Origin of the sequence: Streptomyces inhibens (assembly GCF_003389455.1) — a bacterium.
Taxonomy (GTDB): domain Bacteria; phylum Actinomycetota; class Actinomycetes; order Streptomycetales; family Streptomycetaceae; genus Streptomyces; species Streptomyces inhibens.
Genome location: NZ_QUAC01000442.1, coordinates 1 through 16,188 on the forward strand (window position 1 = coordinate 1; position 16,188 = coordinate 16,188).

16 protein-coding genes are annotated in these 16,188 nt (G+C 70.7%); 3 read left to right on the top strand and 13 right to left on the bottom strand.

Annotation, left to right across the window (positions count from 1 at the left end):
• Both DY245_RS44990 and DY245_RS38230 read left to right on the top strand, forming a co-directional pair.
• Positions 1 to 896: hypothetical protein (locus tag DY245_RS44990; protein ID WP_181924049.1), on the top strand; the 896-nt coding region annotated here is incomplete at its 5' end.
• A gap of 42 nt (positions 897 to 938) precedes the next feature.
• The gene (locus DY245_RS38230) at positions 939 to 1,472 is read left to right on the top strand and encodes a hypothetical protein (protein ID WP_128511701.1); all 534 of its coding nucleotides are present in this window, start codon (positions 939 to 941) and stop codon (positions 1,470 to 1,472) included.
• Positions 1,473 to 1,590: 118 nt separating this feature from the next.
• Here DY245_RS38230 and DY245_RS38235 read toward each other — a convergent pair whose 3' ends face one another.
• The 8 genes from DY245_RS38235 to DY245_RS38270 form a co-directional block, all read right to left on the bottom strand.
• Entirely contained in the window at positions 1,591 to 2,193 is a 603-nt protein-coding gene (locus DY245_RS38235) for a CGNR zinc finger domain-containing protein (protein WP_128511702.1), read from the bottom strand.
• A 123-nt stretch (positions 2,194 to 2,316) separates the two neighbouring features.
• A complete protein-coding gene (locus DY245_RS38240; protein ID WP_128511703.1) occupies positions 2,317 to 3,441 on the bottom strand; it encodes an NADH:flavin oxidoreductase in 1,125 nt (374 codons plus the stop codon).
• Between the two features lie 64 nt (positions 3,442 to 3,505).
• A complete protein-coding gene (locus DY245_RS38245) occupies positions 3,506 to 4,705 on the bottom strand; it encodes a PP2C family protein-serine/threonine phosphatase (RefSeq protein WP_128511704.1) in 1,200 nt (399 codons plus the stop codon).
• An 86-nt stretch (positions 4,706 to 4,791) separates the two neighbouring features.
• Complete coding sequence (locus tag DY245_RS38250) at positions 4,792 to 5,388, bottom strand: helix-turn-helix domain-containing protein (RefSeq protein ID WP_128511705.1); 597 nt, start codon at positions 5,386 to 5,388, stop codon at positions 4,792 to 4,794.
• A gap of 147 nt (positions 5,389 to 5,535) precedes the next feature.
• A complete protein-coding gene (locus DY245_RS38255; protein WP_128511714.1) occupies positions 5,536 to 8,505 on the bottom strand; it encodes a glycine--tRNA ligase in 2,970 nt (989 codons plus the stop codon).
• 36 nt (positions 8,506 to 8,541) lie between these two features.
• Complete coding sequence (locus DY245_RS38260) at positions 8,542 to 9,747, bottom strand: MAB_1171c family putative transporter (RefSeq protein WP_128511706.1); 1,206 nt, start codon at positions 9,745 to 9,747, stop codon at positions 8,542 to 8,544.
• Entirely contained in the window at positions 9,744 to 10,181 is a 438-nt protein-coding gene (locus DY245_RS38265) for a M48 family metalloprotease (RefSeq protein ID WP_220377994.1), read from the bottom strand. Before DY245_RS38265 ends, DY245_RS38260 begins: the two co-directional genes overlap by 4 nt.
• A 163-nt stretch (positions 10,182 to 10,344) precedes the next feature.
• Complete coding sequence (locus tag DY245_RS38270) at positions 10,345 to 10,785, bottom strand: helix-turn-helix domain-containing protein (RefSeq protein WP_128511708.1); 441 nt, start codon at positions 10,783 to 10,785, stop codon at positions 10,345 to 10,347.
• Positions 10,786 to 11,021: 236 nt separating this feature from the next.
• On the opposite strand from DY245_RS38270, the gene DY245_RS38275 reads away from it, so the two are divergent.
• Positions 11,022 to 11,903 (top strand): LysR substrate-binding domain-containing protein, encoded by an 882-nt coding sequence (locus DY245_RS38275; protein WP_128511709.1) that lies wholly within the window; start codon positions 11,022 to 11,024, stop codon positions 11,901 to 11,903.
• 66 nt (positions 11,904 to 11,969) lie between these two features.
• On the opposite strand, the gene DY245_RS38280 is transcribed toward DY245_RS38275, so the two are convergent.
• From DY245_RS38280 to DY245_RS38300, 5 genes are read right to left on the bottom strand one after another with little or no spacing between them, the layout of a single operon-like run.
• Positions 11,970 to 12,815, bottom strand: coding sequence for a class I SAM-dependent methyltransferase (locus DY245_RS38280; RefSeq protein WP_128511710.1), 846 nt, complete (start codon positions 12,813 to 12,815; stop codon positions 11,970 to 11,972).
• Positions 12,809 to 13,603, bottom strand: a complete 795-nt coding sequence (locus tag DY245_RS38285; RefSeq protein WP_244943521.1) for an alpha/beta fold hydrolase — start codon at positions 13,601 to 13,603, stop codon at positions 12,809 to 12,811. The genes DY245_RS38280 and DY245_RS38285 overlap by 7 nt, the downstream gene beginning before the upstream one ends.
• Positions 13,600 to 14,235 (bottom strand): LysR substrate-binding domain-containing protein, encoded by a 636-nt coding sequence (locus tag DY245_RS38290; protein WP_128511711.1) that lies wholly within the window; start codon positions 14,233 to 14,235, stop codon positions 13,600 to 13,602. The genes DY245_RS38285 and DY245_RS38290 overlap by 4 nt, the downstream gene beginning before the upstream one ends.
• Positions 14,213 to 14,971 carry a DUF6182 family protein gene (locus tag DY245_RS38295; RefSeq protein ID WP_128511712.1) on the bottom strand — a complete coding sequence of 253 codons (759 nt, stop codon included), beginning with the start codon at positions 14,969 to 14,971 and terminating at the stop codon, positions 14,213 to 14,215. Before DY245_RS38295 ends, DY245_RS38290 begins: the two co-directional genes overlap by 23 nt.
• Positions 14,968 to 16,089: a hypothetical protein gene (locus DY245_RS38300; protein WP_128511713.1), complete on the bottom strand. Its 1,122-nt coding sequence runs from the start codon at positions 16,087 to 16,089 to the stop codon at positions 14,968 to 14,970. The genes DY245_RS38295 and DY245_RS38300 overlap by 4 nt, the downstream gene beginning before the upstream one ends.
• Positions 16,090 to 16,188 lie beyond the last annotated feature (99 nt).

A 16,188-nucleotide genomic window follows, 5' to 3' on the forward strand; every position in this document is an offset into this window, starting at 1 on the left:
TGCCGCTGGCGGCCTGTTCGTCGGACAGCGGAGGCGAGGAGCCGGCGGGCGGCACCGGCAGCTCGGCGGCCGCTTCGGCGCCCTCCCCCAGCCCCACCCCGACCGTCGACCCCGACGCCTACCGCCATGCGCTGACCGGCGCCCTCGGCCCGCTCAACAGCGCACTGAGCGCGGTCGACAAGGCGGACGAGGGCGGATCGCTGGACAAGGCCCTGGACGCCGCCGCCACCAAGGCCGATGCCGCCGCGGACGCCCTGGAGACGGCCCGTACGCCGGACAACGCCACCACGGGCAACAGCCAGCTCGCCCTCGCGCTGCGCGCCTTGGGCCAGGACCTCAAGAGCGCCCGCGGCGACGGCGGCCGCTGCGCCACCTCGCCGCGCGTCGAACTCGGTACGGCCCAGGGCCCGAAGAGCGTCAAGGAGGCCGGTCGCACGCTCACCGCTCTCGGGTACGACGCCTCGCTGCGGCTGCCGCGTACGGAGCAGGCCAAGCACCGGCGGCTCGCCAACGGCTCGTTCGTCCGCGACGGCAGCCGGGGCGGTCTGGGGCGGCTGACGATCAACAACGGCACCAGCAGCGATGCGGTGGTGACGCTGACCCGCGGCGAGCGGACGGCGTTCGCCGTGTATGTACGCAAGGGCTCCGAGGCGACCGTGCGCAGCGTCAACAGCGGTTCGTACACGGTGTACTTCACCACCGGCGAGGACTGGAGCGCGGGCAAGCGGTCCTTCACCCGTGGGTGCAGCTTCGAGAAGTTCGACGACAAGGCGAACTTCCGGACGGTCCAGGTGTCCGGCGGAACGCAGTACACGGTGCTGAAGTTCACCCTGAACAAGGTGATCGGCGGCAATGCGACCACGAGTCAGGTGCCGCCGGGCGAGTTCCCCTCGTAGCGGTGGCCGGGGCGCCGCAGCGGCTCGGTATCATGGCGCCACGTGGGTGACAGCACTGTATGGACTCTGGCGATCGCGGCGGTGACCGGCGGCACGGCCGTGCTCGCCAGTTGGGTCACCGGCCGCGGCAGCACCCGGGCCGCCAAAATCCAGGCCGAGATCGGCGCGCGTGCGCAGCGCGCCGAGCGGCTGCGCGAGAGCCGGCGCACCGCCTATCTGGATCTGATCGAACAGACCCACCGGATGGGCGAGTTGTACTGGGAGATCTCCGCGGCGCTAGGGCTGCCCGGCTCCGACGCCCGTACCGCCGCCCTCGGTGTGCTGCACGACCGGGAGGTCGCCGAGTACGCGAAGATCCGTCGCTGTGCGCGCGTGGTCGAACTGGAGGGCCCGCCCTCGGCCGCCGCCGCGGCGCTCGCCCTCCAGAAGGCGACCGGCCCCTTCTACGAGGCCGTCACGGCCGATCTGGCCGGCGACTCCGACCACCGGCCCGATTTCGATGCCGCCTACAGGCCCTTCTGGGCGGCGCTGGAGAGGTTCGTGGACGCGGCGCGGGACGCCCATCAGAGGGAGTGAGACAGCGCGACCCGTGGCGGCGCGCCGCTCGAATGCTTCGGCGTTCTTCCAGCGGTACGGTCCGCCGTCGGCGGGAAGCCATAGTGCCCGTGCCGGGCGGGCGAGGGGCCGGGCGTCCTCAGGGGTTCCGGACTCGCTGACGCGCGCGGTAGGCGCGCAGATTGGCGGCGTTGCCGCAGGTCTTGACGTCGTGCCAGACCCCGCTGTTGTTACGGGAGCGGTCGTAGAAGGCCACCCGGCAGCGGGGGTTGCGGCAGGTCTTGAGGCGGCGGCGGGTGTCCGCCTGCTGTCCTTCCAGGATGGCGGCGAGGATCAGCGAGACCAGGCGCCGCCACCCCGTACCGCGTGGCTCCAGGCGGACGAGTCCGTCCTCGCCGAGCTGGAGCGCGGCGGTGGCGCTGTGCACCACCGGCGCGACGACCGCCCCCTCCCCGGATGTCGCGCCCTGCGCCGTCGCGGTCGCCTCGTGCAGAGCGTCGCGGAAGGCCCGGAGCTCCTCCAGCCCGTCGGCGTCCAGCTCCACCTGAGGGGCGGGTTGCCCGGTGGCCTGCGACCACTGGGCGATCGCCTCGTTCGCCCACGCCTGCGCGTCCTCCAGGGAGGCGAGGAGGTCCGGCTTCCGAGGGGTGCCCGCGGCGACGCTGTTGAGCAGGTCCTGGGCAAGGCCCAGCCCGTCGGGCGCGGGGTCCAGGTGGTAGCGGGCAGTGGCGGGCCAGGTCATCGCGATCACACCTCCTGGACGTCTTGCGGGCGGTCCATCTTTTCACAGGCGTACGGGATGCCTGCCGTTATGCGAGATCCGGCATAAGAAGCAGCTTCACTTGGCTTCTTTCCTCTGTGGCAGTCAGACCAGGCTGCCGAGCCGCGCCGCGTCGTACGGCACCGCCTCACCCAGCCGGCCGCTCAGCGCCTTGTCCGGCCAGTTGGGGTCGGCGACGATGGCGCGGGCGACGGCGACCAGGTCGAACTCGTCGCGCTCCAGGCGGTCCAGGAGCAGATCGATCCCGGTGGCGCCGGACTGCTGAGTACGGCTCCGCGGGCCGGAGAACTCCTTGTCCAGGCCGACGGATCCCACGGTCATCACGGCCTTGCCGGTCAGCTTCTTGGCCCATCCGGCGAGGTTCAGCCCGCTGCCCTCGAATTCGGGCAGCCAGTAGCGGCGGGTGGAGGCGTGGAAGGCGTCCACGCCGGCCGCGGCGAGCGGGGTGAGCAGCTGCTCCAGCTCCTCGGGGGTCTCGGCTATCCGGGCCTGGTAGTAGTCGGTCTTCCACTGCGAGAAGCGGAGGACGACCGGGAATCCGGGCGAGACGGCGGCGCGCACAGCGGCCACGATCTCGGCGGCGAAGCGGGCCCGGGAGGCGGGGGCGCCACCGTAGTCGTCGGTGCGCCGGTTGGTGTCCGCCCAGAGATAGTTGTCGATCAAGTAGCCGTGGGCGCCGTGCAGTTCGATGCCGTCGAAGCCGATGCGCTCCGCGGTCGCGGCCGCCTCGGCGAAGGCCCGGATCACCTCGTCGATGTCCCGCAGCGTCATCGCGGAGCCGTACGGACGGCCGTCGAGGCCCACGCCGGACGGGCCCTCGGCGGGGACGCCGGCCGGCAGGCTCCCGGGCTCGCGCGACATGCCCGTGTGCCACAGCTGCGGCATGATGCGGCCGCCCGCGCGATGAACCTCGTCGACGACCCGGGCCCAGCCGGCCAGCGCGTCCGCTCCGTAGAAGTGCGGCACATCGTGGTACGCCGCCGCGGCCGCGCGGTCGATGAAGGTGCCCTCGGTGACGATCAGCCCGGCCCCGCCGGCCGCCCGCCGTGCGTAGTACGCGGCGACGTTCTCACCGGGCACCCCGCCCGGCGAGAAGCACCGGGTCACCGGCGCCATGGCGATCCGGTTCCTGAGGGTCAGATCCCCGATGGTGAACGGCCGTCCCAGAAGCTGTGCGGCTCGTGAGTCCTCGTACGTCGTCATCGCCATGGTGCGCTCCTCCGCTGCGACAAGTTCAGCTGCAAGTCCAGCTGACGACATAACCGTAACACTTTTACTTCTGTCTAAGCGGTGCGATGGCCAGGAGGGCGACATCGTCGTGGAAGACGCGGGTGTGGCGGGGCAGGTCGGTGTTGAGGAAGTCGATGACGTCGCAGGGGCCGGGCGCGGGGCGGCCGGCGAAGCGGTGACGGAGGCGGTCGAGAAGCGGGTAGAAGGCGCCGGTCCGGTCGCGGGCCTCGATCAGTCCGTCGGTGCAGAGCAGCAGGACGTCGCCGTGGGCGAAGCGGTGGGTGTAGGCGACGGGCGGCTCGTCGGCCAGGGTGCCCAGGCCGAGCGGGAGCGCGGGTGGTCCGGTGAGGGCCGTCACCTCGCCTTCGGAGATCAGGACCGGCTCGATGTGCCCATGGTTGACGATCGTCACCCGGTCGGCCCGGGCGTCGTACTCGATCAGGGCGGCGGTCACGAACAGCTCGTCGTCGGGCAGCTCTTCGGCCTCACGGGCCAGCCGCCGTTCCATACGGGCGGCGACGGCCAGCAGATCCCCCTGTTCGTAGACGGCCTCGCGGAAACTGCCGAGGATGTCGGCGACCGTGCGTACGGCCTTGAGTCCCTTGCCGCGGACATCGCCGATGATGGCGCGCTCACCGTCCGGGGTGGCGCGGATGTCGTAGAGGTCGCCGCCGACCATGGTGCCGACCTCGCCGGACCGGTAGAGACCGGCCGCGAGTACGTGTCCGACCTGGTGCGGCACCGGCCGCAGCAGGGTCCGCATCAGGGCTTCGGCCACCGAGTTGGCGCGTACCAGGTGGCGTTCCTGACGCCGGCGGTGGGCGGCCAGCGCCACGCCGAGGATGCCGACCAGGCCGGTGGCGATGTAGGCGGCGACATAGTGGTTCGCCCACAGTTGGTGGATGTTGTGGCCGGTGCAGCACGGGGTGCCGGCCAGGACGCCTTCCAGTACGACGGCGAAGACCGTGACGGCGGCGACGCTGACGGGGCCGAGGGTGTACGCGGCGATCACCGGCAGCGCGATGAGCAGGAAGCTCACCGCCCAGATCGTGGGGGTCACGGTTTCGAGCAGCAGCACGAACACGACGTAGGCGGCCGGCAGCCAGCGCATCCACGCCGGCGGGCGGGGCACCTCGCTGCCGCTGTTGTCCGCAATCGCCGCCGGCCGCTCGGCGATTCGGCCCTGGCCCGGCCGGCGACCACGACGGATCCGTTCAAAGATCGACTCACCCGATCTGTTCACACGGGCTCCTGACACGACCGCGACCGAGGGCCACAGCCTGACGCGGCCAAACAGCCCAGCCCGCCCATTACGCCGTCGGCGGCATGTCACCCATCGGCGGACCGGGCACGGGGCCGGGCGCGTACGTGCATGCGCTCGCCCTGGCGGCCGAAGAGGCTGAGGAGTTCGACGGGGCCCTCGCCGGTGCTGCCGAACCAGTGCGGCAGCCGGGTGTCGAACTCGGCGGCCTCGCCCGGGCCCAGGACCAGATCGTGGTCGGCCAGGACCAGGCGCAGGCGTCCGGCGAGAACGTAGAGCCATTCATAGCCCTCATGGGTACAGGGCTCCGGTGTGCTCCGGGTGTGCGGGAGGATCATCTTGAAGGTCTGCAGCGGGCCGGGCTGCCGGGTCAGGGGCAGCACGGTGTTGCCGTTCACGCGCTGGGGCGTGAGCCGGATGCGGGGGTCGCCGACCTCGGGGGCGCCGACCAGTTCGTCCAGCGGGACCTGGTGGGCCTGGGCGATGGGGAGCAGCAGTTCCAGGCTGGGGCGGCGCTGACCGGACTCCAGACGGGACAGGGTGCTCTTGGAGATACCGGTGGCCTCGGAGAGCGCCGCCAGTGTCACACCACGCTGAGCGCGCAGGCGCTTGAGGCGGGGACCGACGTCGGAGAGGACTTGGGTGAGGGCGGGTGAATGCTGCACACCGCCATTGCACAAGCTCGTTCCGGAGACGGCAACAGAGATTGCCGCTTTCGGGTCGCGGTCGCCGCCTGTCGGCGGGAGGCCCACCGGGCGGCGGACGCGGCCGAAGGCAGGGCCCCGGTGTGCGGGCCCCGCCTTCGGCAGGGGTCAGCTGAGCTCGCTCCAGGACAGGACGCGGGCCGCCGGGGAATGGACGAGCGCGAGCAGACCGAGGCGGTTCGCGCGCTTGGCCGGGTCCTCGGCCATCACCATCACCTGGTCGAAGAACGCATTGATCGCGGTGACGAGTTCGCCGGTCTCGCGCGCGAAACGGAGCAGCGAGGTGTCGTCGCCGAGCGTGCTGCGGAGCTTTTGCACCGCGGCGTGGAGGTCGTGCTCCGCCGGGCTGTCGAACAGCGCCGGGTCACACGTGGGCTCCGTGTCCTGCGGAAGGATGCGCCGGACGCGCTGCAGCGCCGCGATGAGAGCGGTGAACTGCGGGGTGCCGAGCAGCGAGTCGAGTTCGGCGAGGGTCTGCTCGGTGTGCAGGGGGCTGCCGCCGCGCGGCAGGACCGCCCGCACCTGTGCCACCGAGTGGCCGCTTTCCAGGAGTTGCTGTTCGAAGCGGCGCAGTACGAACTGCCGCGCATCGGCCAGCGCCTCCGTCGAGCAGGTCACCGGCTGGTGCTCCGCCGCGATCCGCAGACCGTCCTCGATGGTGAGGGAGGCCAGTTCGGGGCGGGTGCGCAGGATGTTGACCACGCCCAGCGCGGAGCGGCGGAGCCCGTAGGGGTCCGAGCTTCCGGTGGGGACGGAGCCGATGGCGAACAGGCCCGCCAGGAGGTCGAAGCGGTCCGCCAGGGCCAGCAGGGCGCCGGCGCGGGTGGCGGGGAGCGCGTCCCCGGCGAATCGCGGCAGCTCCATGTCGAACAGCGCGGTGGCGACGGCCTCGCCCTCGCCGGCGCGATCGGCGTACTCCCGGGCCATGACACCGGCGAGACCGGAGAGTTCGGTGACCATGTGGGAGCCGAGGTCGAATTTGGCGAGCCGGGATGCGCGGTCCAGGGTGCTCCGGTCGTCCAGGTCCAGTTCGACGGTCTGCGCGAGCCGCGCCGCGATGGCCGCGATGCGCCCGGCCCGGTCGGCCATCGAGCCGAGTCGCTCCTCGAAGGTGAGCAGGGTCAGCTTGTCCCGCATCTCGGTCAGCGGCGTGGCCAGGTCCGCGCGCCAGAAGAACGCGGCGTCCTCGTACCGCGCGCGCAGCACGGCCTCGTTGCCCGCGCGGACGACCGCTTCGTCGCAGCTGCCGTTGGCGACGGCGATGAAGTGCGGCAGCAGCGTGCCCTCGGTGTCCTGGACCGGGAGGTAGCGCTGGTGCTTGCGCATGACGGTGGTGAGGATCTGCGCCGGCAGCTGGAGATAGCCCGGGTCGAAGCTGCCGAGGAGGGGGACGGGACGCTCGACGAGATCGGTGATCTCTGAGACGAGGTCGCGGTGCTCCTCCAGGTCGACGGTGCCACCGGCTCCGGCGGCGAGCCGCATCGCACCGTCCTCGACGAGGCGGCGTCGTACGTCCGCGTCGGCCAGGATGCCGTGGTCCGTCAGAAGGTCCAGGAAGCCGTCGGCCGAGGGGACCTCGACCGTGGGGGACGGCGCGTCGCGGTGCACATGTGTCGTACGCCCTGCCGTGAGGCCGGCGAGCGAGAAGGGCACGACGCGGTCGCCGAGCAGCGCCAGGAGCCACCTGATGGGGCGGGTGAAGACCAGGCCGGGGGCGTTCCAGCGCATGTTCTTCTCGGCGCGCAGTCCGGTCACGATCTGCGGCAGGATCTCGGCGAGCACCTCGAACGCGGTGCGGCCGCGCACCTGGCGGGTCACCACGACATGCTCGTGCCCCCCGAACTCGGCGCGGGCCAGCTCCTCCGCCTCGACGCCCTGGCTGCGCGCGAACCCGAGGGCGGCCTGGGTGGCGTTGCCGTCCTTGTCGAAGGCCGCGGCGACCCGGGGTCCGCGTACCGTCCGCTCGTGGTCCGCCTCCTGGCCCACCACTTCGTGCACCAGCGCCACCACCCGGCGCGGGGAGGCGACGACGCTGATCGCGCCGTGCGGGAGCCTGGTGCCTGCGAGCTTCTCGGTGAGCGCCTCCCGTACGGCCTGTGCCGTGTGGCTCACCTCGGCGGGGGGCATCTCCTCGACGCCGATCTCGAAGGCGAGGGTGGCGGGGCCGACCGGCGGCTGTCCGGTGTCGGCCGCGGGCTGTGCGGCGGGTACGGCCTCGGCCCGGCCGAGCGGGTGACCGAGCTCCTCGCGCCGCGCCGCCCACAGGCCCGCGACATCGTGGGCGAGCGCCCGCATCCGGGCGAAGGCGCGGGCCCGCTCCGTGGTGGAGATGGCGCCGCGCGCGTCGAGCACGTTGAAGGTGTGGGAGCACTTGAGCACATAGGTGTACGCGGGGACCGGCAGCCGGGCGTCCAGCATGCGGCGGGCTTCTTCGGCGTAGGTCTCGAACAGCGCGCGCTGCGTGGTCACATCGGCGTCGTCGAGGTAGTAGCGGCTCATCTCGTACTCGGCCTGGCCGAAGATCTCTCCGTAGGAGACGCCGGGCGCGTAGGCGATGTCCTTGAAGTGGCTCACGTTCTGCAGCGCCATGAGGATGCGCTCCAGGCCGTAGGTGATCTCCACGGACACCGGGTCGAGCGTGATCCCGCCGGCCTGCTGGAAGTAGGTGAACTGGGTGATCTCCAGCCCGTCCAGCCACACCTCCCAGCCCAGTCCCCAGGCGCCGAGGGCGGGTGAGGCCCAGTTGTCCTCGACGAAGCGGATGTCGTGTGCGGCGATGTCGATGCCGATGGCCCGCAGGCTGCCCAGATACAGCTGCTGGGCGTTGCCCGGTTCGGGCTTGAGGATCACCTGGTACTGGGTGTGGGTCTGCAGTCGGTTCGGGTTCTCGCCGTAGCGTGAGTCGTCGGGGCGGACGCTCGGCTCGGGGTAGGCCACGCGCCAGGGTTCGGGGCCCTGGACACGCAGGAAGGTGGCGGGGTTGAGCGTTCCCGCGCCGACCTCACTGTTCATCGGCTGGGCGACCAGGCACCCTTGCTCCGCCCAGTAATCGTTCAGTGCGAGCAGGGTGTCTTGCATCGTGCGCACGCGCGCCCTCCAAGGGCCATATCGGTGTCATGGTGTGGTGCTTCCCTCGACGCCGGCGGCGACGTAGGGAGAGTTCATGGTCTCCGCGACCTTGACCAGCCAGTCGATCTCGTCGGTGAGGTCGGCGCCCTGCGGGCCCGTGACGGTCCGCGGCGCCGGGTGTGCCGAGGGCGGCACATTGCGTTCCCGGGCTCTGACCATGGAGGCCAGCTGGGCGGCCTCCTCGATCGCCTGGAGTTCCTTGCCGGTCAGCCCGGCCCTGCGGCCCAGTTCCGTCGCGGTGCGGACCGCCTCCGGATCGGTGTACGAACGCAGGGCGAGCTGACCGTCGCGTATCTCGATGACCTGGCGGTACAGCTTGAACTCCAGGGTGGAGGGCCTGAATCGGCTCCAGAAGCCGTTCGCGGGGGCAGTGAGTTCGATCATCGGCGCGAGTTCGTGCAGGACGTTCCACAACGGTCGCAGCCGACGGTACTGGCGCCAGGCCCGCAGCCAGCGGCGCGGCGCGTTCAGCGTCGGGCCCCAGCCGGGGAGGGTCCAGCCGACATGGGTGAGCAGCGCCCCGACGTCACCGCACACCCAGGCGACCGGTTCCAGCGGCCGCAGGTCCACCGCGTACGGGGAGAGGATGACGTCGGTGATCCTGATCAGGCTGAAGCCCAGGGTCGTCCATGCCCCCACGGCCGTCAGCCGCAGGCCCCTGCGCAGCCACAGGCGGTGCGAGACCTTGGCGTAGCGCTGGCTCAGGCGCGCGGTCTCGATTTCACCGATGGTGTAGAAGACGAGGTAGATCAGGAGGTAGACGGCGTAGAGCGGGTGGCCGGCGTAGTGCAGCGAGAAGTCTTTCGGTCGCGGCTCGGACGGCGCCGTCATCGCGAAGAGGGTGATGAGCGCGGCCAGTACGAGGGCGGCGGCGAGCACCCTGGGCCGTGCTCTGCGCCAGGCGCGTTCGGGCGGATGCGCCCAGAAGGTGAGGACGATCTGCTGGTTCGTCAGGACCAGCACGACGCACACCATGGACACCAGGGCCGCGCTGTTGGGGAAGCCGAACAGCCGGTCGACATATCCCCAGACGTAGGGGTGGGACACCGTGAAGCTCAGGGCGGAGCACATGAGCGCCCCGCACAGTGCGATCAGTGCGTAGTCGCGTGGCGATTTCCGTAAGGCGCTGAGTTTGTACCCAAAGGCCAGCCAGGCGACCACCGCACACACCGGGTGCAGATAGACGTTCACCGGCCCCCTTTGGGGATGTGCCGCAGCGAACGGTCCAGCCGCTGGATCACCTCGGCGGATCCGGAGGGCACCGTCCAGGTGGGCTCCCGGGTTCTGCGGTGCGCCTCCTGGAGGATCAATGAGGCGATGACCTCGGCCTCCTGCTCCTCCACGCTGTTGTACTGCGTGCGCCGGAGCACCCGTTGGACCATCCGGGGGTCCAGGTTGGGCAGGATCAGCAGTGACGATTCCTCACCCACCACGGCGCTGGTGCGGTGGTCGCACAGCACATGGCCCAGTTCATGGGCGATGATGTGCTCCTGATGCAGCGGGCTGGTTTCCTGCTCGTAGAAGATGTAGTCCGTCTCGCCGACCGCGACCCACAGACCGCACGGGCCGTCGGGTGGGAGCGAGATCGATTCGAGCCGGATCGGGCGGCCCGTGTGCTGTGCCACACGGTCGCACAGCGCCCGCACATCCAATGGAGAGGTGATTTCGAGATCGCGGACCAGAGCTCGACAGCGCCGGTTCACCGCCCGAGAACTCACTGACTGGCCCCCTGGTTCGGTCGGTGCTCACGTCTGGCCGACATCAGGGACCTGACGTGCATGGTGGTGGCTAGGAATCCTCGCCCGCAGGCTTACGCGGGAGCCCCTCCAACTCCCGCACCCGCTCGATCACTTCACTGATCGAGCTGAGTGTCCGCGGCGAGAGACCGGCGGTGCGGAGTGCGACCTGCTGCACCTGCGAATCCCGAAGGGCGGTGAGCAGCGTGAGGTCGGCGTCGACCTTCGCGGACACCTGGTCGTCGAAGAAGTAGGCCGGCGGAACTCCGAAAAATCTTGCCATGCCCTCAAGATGGCGCAACGTCGGGTTGTCCCGTTGCCCCTTGCGCAGCAGCCAGATGTAGCTGCCCGAGATCGGTACGCCGTCCGTGGTGATGGCGCGCGCGACCTCCTCCGTGCTGTAGGGGCCGCGGCCTGCGGGAATCACTGTCTCGAAGAGATGATTCAACTTGGCGGCCAGCGTGCGTCCTGCCGTGTTGCCCGTATCGGTCACGACCACGCCTCCATCCCGTTGGGCATCAGAACAACCTAACCTCACACTCGTGTGCAAGCCGAAGTGGCCCGCATCCTATACCCGTTGACACCGATCACAGCGGCTGCTTACAGTCCCGAGCTGTAGCACTCATCGACTCATGTGCAATCACAAACCGTAGCTGATCGACCATCAGTTGATGGTAGTTGCACGTATCCGAGTTGGTAGCCGGCTCCTTACGGGAAGACGGGGGAACGATGAATCACGACCTGCAGATCGGGACGCTGAGAACACTGGCGACAATTGTCGACCTGGGCGGGTTTGGTCGCGCGGCCGAGGCCTTACACCTCACCCAGCCCGCCGTAAGCCAACAGATACGCCGTCTGGAATCTTTTCTCAAGCAGCCCGTTTTCGCCACGACCGGCCGAAACATGCGACTCAGCCCCGCGGGGGCGGAGCTGCTCGGTTATGCGCGCAAGATGCTGCGACTCAATGACGAGGCCGTCGCGCGGTTCACACCACCACGCGACGGTATACGCATCACCTTTGGTATATCCGACCAATTCAGTGACGCACTACCGGAAATCCTGCGGGGCCTGAAGCGGGTGGATCCCGATTCCCAGGTGACCATCCGGACCGGACTGAGCGAGTCGCTCACCGAGCAGATCACCGCCGGCAGTCTCGATCTGGCGCTGCTCATCAATCCGTGGCCGGACCCCGCCTACCGGATCGAGGAGATCGGGCATCTGAAGATGGCCTGGTTCGGACGCCCGGCGGTCGGCAGCGACGCACCGCTGCCCCTGGTGCTGTTCACCGAGCCGTGCACCCTGCGCGGGCGGACCCTGGCCGCCTTCGAGGAGAACGGCATCAAGTGGAAGCGCGGCTACGAGGGATCCGAGCTGATCGGTCTGCGGGCCGCGATCCAGGCCGGTCTCGGAGTCGCCTGTCTGGTCGCCAACGCGGACGAGCTGTGGGGGCTGCCCACAGCCATCCGTCCCACCCTCCCGCCGCCGCCGGGGCCGGTGCCGACCGGTCTGGCCATCTCCTCCCGGGTACCCGAGGAATACGCCCGCGCCGCGCTGAAGTCCATCCGCGAGGCGCTGCACGCATACCCCCTCGCGGTCCCGCAGCACTCATAAGAAAGGCTCTGGGGCGTTTCTTACGACGGGACCGCGTGCCGCCCGCCGCATCGCGGACCGGGCGGCTCAGCCGGGCACGGTTCCTATCGCGACGACATTTCCCTCACTGATATACGCCTGCGGATCCCGGAGAGGATTGTCCGGTGCCTCCGGATCCGTAAATGCCTGCCACTGTTCCGTACAGCCCATTGCCAGGGCCTGCTCCGCCACCCGCGCACATGCCAGGCCGTAGAACCGCTGGACGGCGGCGTCGAAGGGCGCATAGTGCTCGATCAGCAGCGTGTGCTGCCGTACGGAGCCGAGCCCGGCGGCGGACAGCCTGCGGTAGAGATCGCGGGCGCGCAGCAACTGGTGTGCGTACCCCGGGGACCCGCCGGCCCTTCGGAAGAAGTCCGTGAAGAGGAAGGGGTCGGCGGGCCGTGCCGTGATCAGACCCGCGTCGAGATCCTTGACGGCGACCAGACCGCCCGGCCGCACGACCCGGATGAACTCCGCGAGCGCCAGCTCCAGTTCGCGGTCGCCGAGGTACTGGGTGGTGTTGGCACACCAGATGGCGTCGAAGGAGTTGTCCTCGTACGGCAGGCGCAGCACATCGCCCTGCCGGGCCTCCAGCGGGGCCTCCAGCCGCTCCCGGAGGGCCAGTTCGGTCACCAGCCCGACGTTCTCCCCGGCCAGGTCGACGGCCGAGAGACGGCCGGTGGGCCCGACCAGCTCGGCCAGCCAGGGCAGGAACGCGCCGCTGCCGCAGCCCGCGTCCAGCACCCGCCAGCCGGGCCGGATCCCCACCTGATCGAGCGCCGCCCGGTACTGCGGGGCGCACGCCCGGAAGTGGGCCTCGACGATCTCCTGATGTGTGAAGCCCAGTCCGGTGGAGGACGCGTATCCCCAGTCCTTGTGGTCGTCCGTCAGCATGTGCGCCCTCCCGGCACCCGTTCCTGCTCGTCGATGTCGTCCAGCAGCCGCGTGAGCACCCCGGTGAAGACCTCGGGAGCCTCCAGCGGCTGGAGGTGGCCGGCCCCTGCCACCGTGACCAGCTGCCCCTGGGGCAGTGCGGCGGCCATCCGCCGCGCCTCCTCCAGCGGGACCAGCTCGTCCTCCGTGCCGGCGACCACCACCGCCGGCACGGTGGTGGCACCCAGTACGGCGAAGGAGTCCGGCCGCGCCGCGATCGCCCGCTGTGCCCATGCCACGGCTGCCGGCGGCGCCTGCGCCACGTCCCTCAGCAGCCGTTCGAGCAGCTCGGGGCTCTCGGCCCGGGTCGTGGCGCCGAGCAGCAGGGGCATGGTCTGTGCGAGGAGGCCGTCCCGCTCCCGCTCGTCCTCCATCAGGTGGGCGAAGCCCTCGCGCCGGGCCGCCTCCTCCGGGGAGTCCGCGGACGCCCGGGTGGCGGACAGCACCAGGCCGCGCACCCGGTGCGGATGACGCCGGAGGAACCGCATCGCCACATACCCGCCCATCGAGGAGCCGACGAGCACGACGCGGTCGTGCCCCCCGGCATCGAGGGCGGCGGCGAGGTCGTCGGCCACCGCGTCCAGTGCGGGGGCGTCCGTGCCGAGCGGTGTGCCGCCGAATCCCCGCTGGTCGAAGGCGAGGACGCGGTGGCCGAGCCGCTCCAGGGCACGGCGCTGGGAATGCCACATCGACGAGTCCAGGAACAGCGCGTGGAGCAGGACGACGGTTTCGGCCCTCCGGGCGGTCACCGCTCACCGTCCCCGCGCCGCACGCCCTCGACGAAGGCCCGCACCCGCTCGGGCAGCGGCTCCGCACGGCGCCAGGCCACGGCGACCGGAGCACTGGGCAGATCGTGGATCGGTACGACGGCCACCTGAGGTGGTGCCACCTCCGCGAGCGAGGCCAGCGAGATATGAACGGCGGTGGACCCGGCCACCAGGCGCATCATCTCCGCAATGGTCGACACCTGGTGGCTGCGCCGGATCGGCCGGCCGGAGGGGGTGCGCGGCGGCACGACCTCGTCCCAGACGTAGGCGGGCATCCGCCCGGGCCGGTCGAACGCCTCGTAGTCGGCGAGTTCCTCGATGGACACCGACTCCCGGCCGGCGAGCGGGTGCCCGGCGGCGACCACGGCCGCCCTGGCGTCGTGCGCAAGGACCGGGCTGACGGCGAGATCCGGCTCGTCCACCCGGAACTTGACGGACATCACGTCCAGTTCGCCCGCCCGCAGCGCCCGGAAGGGGTCGATGACGTCGTACTCGCGCAGCAGGAAGCCGGTGTCATCGAAGCCCGCGTCGCGGATCAGGCTCCGGACGAGCGTCGATGAGCCGTGGTAGCCGAACCGGATGGGTCCGTGGTCAGCGATGGTGCGGGACGGCATCGGGAATCTCCTGGGTCAGCCCGGCGAAGGCGTGCAGCCTGTCGGGCGCGTCGGTGGCGGTGTCGATCCGGAGGGCGGCGAACGTCCCTGCGGAGTCGTCGAGTTGGGGTACGCAGCGGACGGTGAGCCGGTCGCCGGGAAGGATCAGCCGGTCCATGACCGCTTCTGCGAGCAGATGGTTGAGGTGGACAAGGGCGTCGGTGAGCGTGACGCCGTCCGTGGTGAGGTGCACGGCGCGGTGTACGGGCGGCCGGTGCCCCGGCTCCGGGCCAGGGGGGATGACCACGGTGGTGGCCGGCAGACCGGCCACCACCCGTCGTCCGTCGAAGCTCTTGAGCAGACGGCGCAGCCCGGTCGACGCGGCGGCGGGCGCCGGGCCGAGCCAGGCCGTCGCCCCGTCCGGCGCGACATGGTCGAAGGAGAACCGGTCTTGGAGGCGGGCGGGCGAGCCGGCCAGATAGACGGTCCGGGTCAGGGAGCGGCGCCAGGCCTGTGCGTCTTCGGGTGTCAGGGAAGAGGTGAACACACAGGTCTCGCGCACCCATGGGAAGAGGTCGAGGGTGCCGATGACCACCACGGCCACCGCCTCGTCCGCCGGGGCGTCCCCGGTGAGTTCGGCTCTGAAGGCGCGCAGGGCTTCCGTGCCGGAAAGGTCCCGGCGGGCCCTCAGCTCCGGTCTGGCCGTGTGGAGCCGTTCGAGAGCGAGGGACAGCAGACGATCCGCGGACAGCGTCATAGGAACACCGAGGAGATCAGGTCGAGGGGCGGGGCGGGGCGGCGCTTGCCGAGCAGGGACGAGGTGAGGCGGTAGGGGTCGACATAGACGTGGTCGCGCCGGTGCCGGGCCAGGGCGGCGGGCATGCCGGCCGTGTCCGGTTCCCTCGCGCGAGCCGCGCTCAGCAGCCGTTCGGCGCGCGTCATGCACTGGTGCAGCAGATCGCGCCGGAAGGACTGCTGCTGTCCCGGGCCCAGTGTCGCGATGAAGTAGAGCCGCATGCCGAGCCGTACGGCAGCGGCGTCGTGCTCCTGTGAGCAGGCGCGCAGCAGGGCATCGGCCGTGGACTCATGCCAGTTTCCGTGGCGGGCCGAGGTGATCCGCCCGTCGATGGGAACCCGGCCGATGGGTGTGCGCCGCACCTGCGGGCCGAGCCGGCCCAGGACGCGCGCGAGCAGCTGGTAGTCCGGGTCGAGCTCCTTGTCGTAGAGCAGGACCACCTCGTCGAAGCGCGGGGCCAGCGGCAGCAGTTCCCGTAGCGCACAGGCCAGATAGTTGGGCTGTCCGTCCGGGGTGACGATCTGCCGCAGGGGCAGTCCGTGGCGGGTCAGGTCCAGGTAGACCGGGCCGCCGGCCGGCCGGTGGTCCAGGCAGATCCCGAGTTCGCCGATCCGGTCCAGCATCTCGTCCAGGCTCAGCCCGGGTGGCTGATGCTCCGTCAGTCCGGGGTCGTGGAGTCCCAGGCGTGCGTAGTGGGACGCCCAGATCTCCAGGACCCGCTCCCCGGCCGGGTGCCGCCAGCCGTACCGCTCCACCGCTTCGGCGTACGGGCGCAGCGCCGTGGCCGGCGGGTGCCGCCGTTCGGCCCGGTAGGCGACATACAGCTCCCCTATCTCCTCCTCCGTCAGACCGGAGTAGTCGGCCCGGCCCACCGCGCGGTCGAGATATTCCCAGAAGCCGAGGGTCTGTTCCGTCGGGTCGTAGGTGGTGTGGCTGTAGCGGTAGGAGACCTCGGCCAGGTGGGCGGTGGCCCGGTACATCACATCCGTCCACAGCAGTCCCTTGAGATGGCTGGGGGTCAGGGGTTTGGAGGGGGTGATGGTGACCGGTGCCAGCAGCACCCGTCGCCGTGCGGTCATCGCGCCGCTCCCTTCGCCGCGGTGACCGCGGCCGCCAGCGCGTCGCGGGCCGGCGGACGGGCGGACGCCGGTGCCGGGCGCGGGCGGGCCGCTGCCACC

Bases quoted from the DNA above. Each gene is read 5' to 3' on its own strand.
- DY245_RS38300 (WP_128511713.1), bottom strand. From the start codon at position 16,089: ATGACCGCACGGCGACGGGTGCTGCTGGCACCGGTCACCATCACCCCC.
- DY245_RS38295 (WP_128511712.1), bottom strand. From the start codon at position 14,971: ATGACGCTGTCCGCGGATCGTCTGCTGTCCCTCGCTCTCGAACGGCTC.
- DY245_RS38275 (WP_128511709.1), top strand. From the start codon at position 11,022: ATGAATCACGACCTGCAGATCGGGACGCTGAGAACACTGGCGACAATT.
- DY245_RS38290 (WP_128511711.1), bottom strand. From the start codon at position 14,235: ATGCCGTCCCGCACCATCGCTGACCACGGACCCATCCGGTTCGGCTAC.
- DY245_RS38255 (WP_128511714.1), bottom strand. From the start codon at position 8,505: ATGCAAGACACCCTGCTCGCACTGAACGATTACTGGGCGGAGCAAGGG.
- DY245_RS38235 (WP_128511702.1), bottom strand. From the start codon at position 2,193: ATGACCTGGCCCGCCACTGCCCGCTACCACCTGGACCCCGCGCCCGAC.
- DY245_RS38280 (WP_128511710.1), bottom strand. From the start codon at position 12,815: ATGCTGACGGACGACCACAAGGACTGGGGATACGCGTCCTCCACCGGA.
- DY245_RS38240 (WP_128511703.1), bottom strand. From the start codon at position 3,441: ATGGCGATGACGACGTACGAGGACTCACGAGCCGCACAGCTTCTGGGA.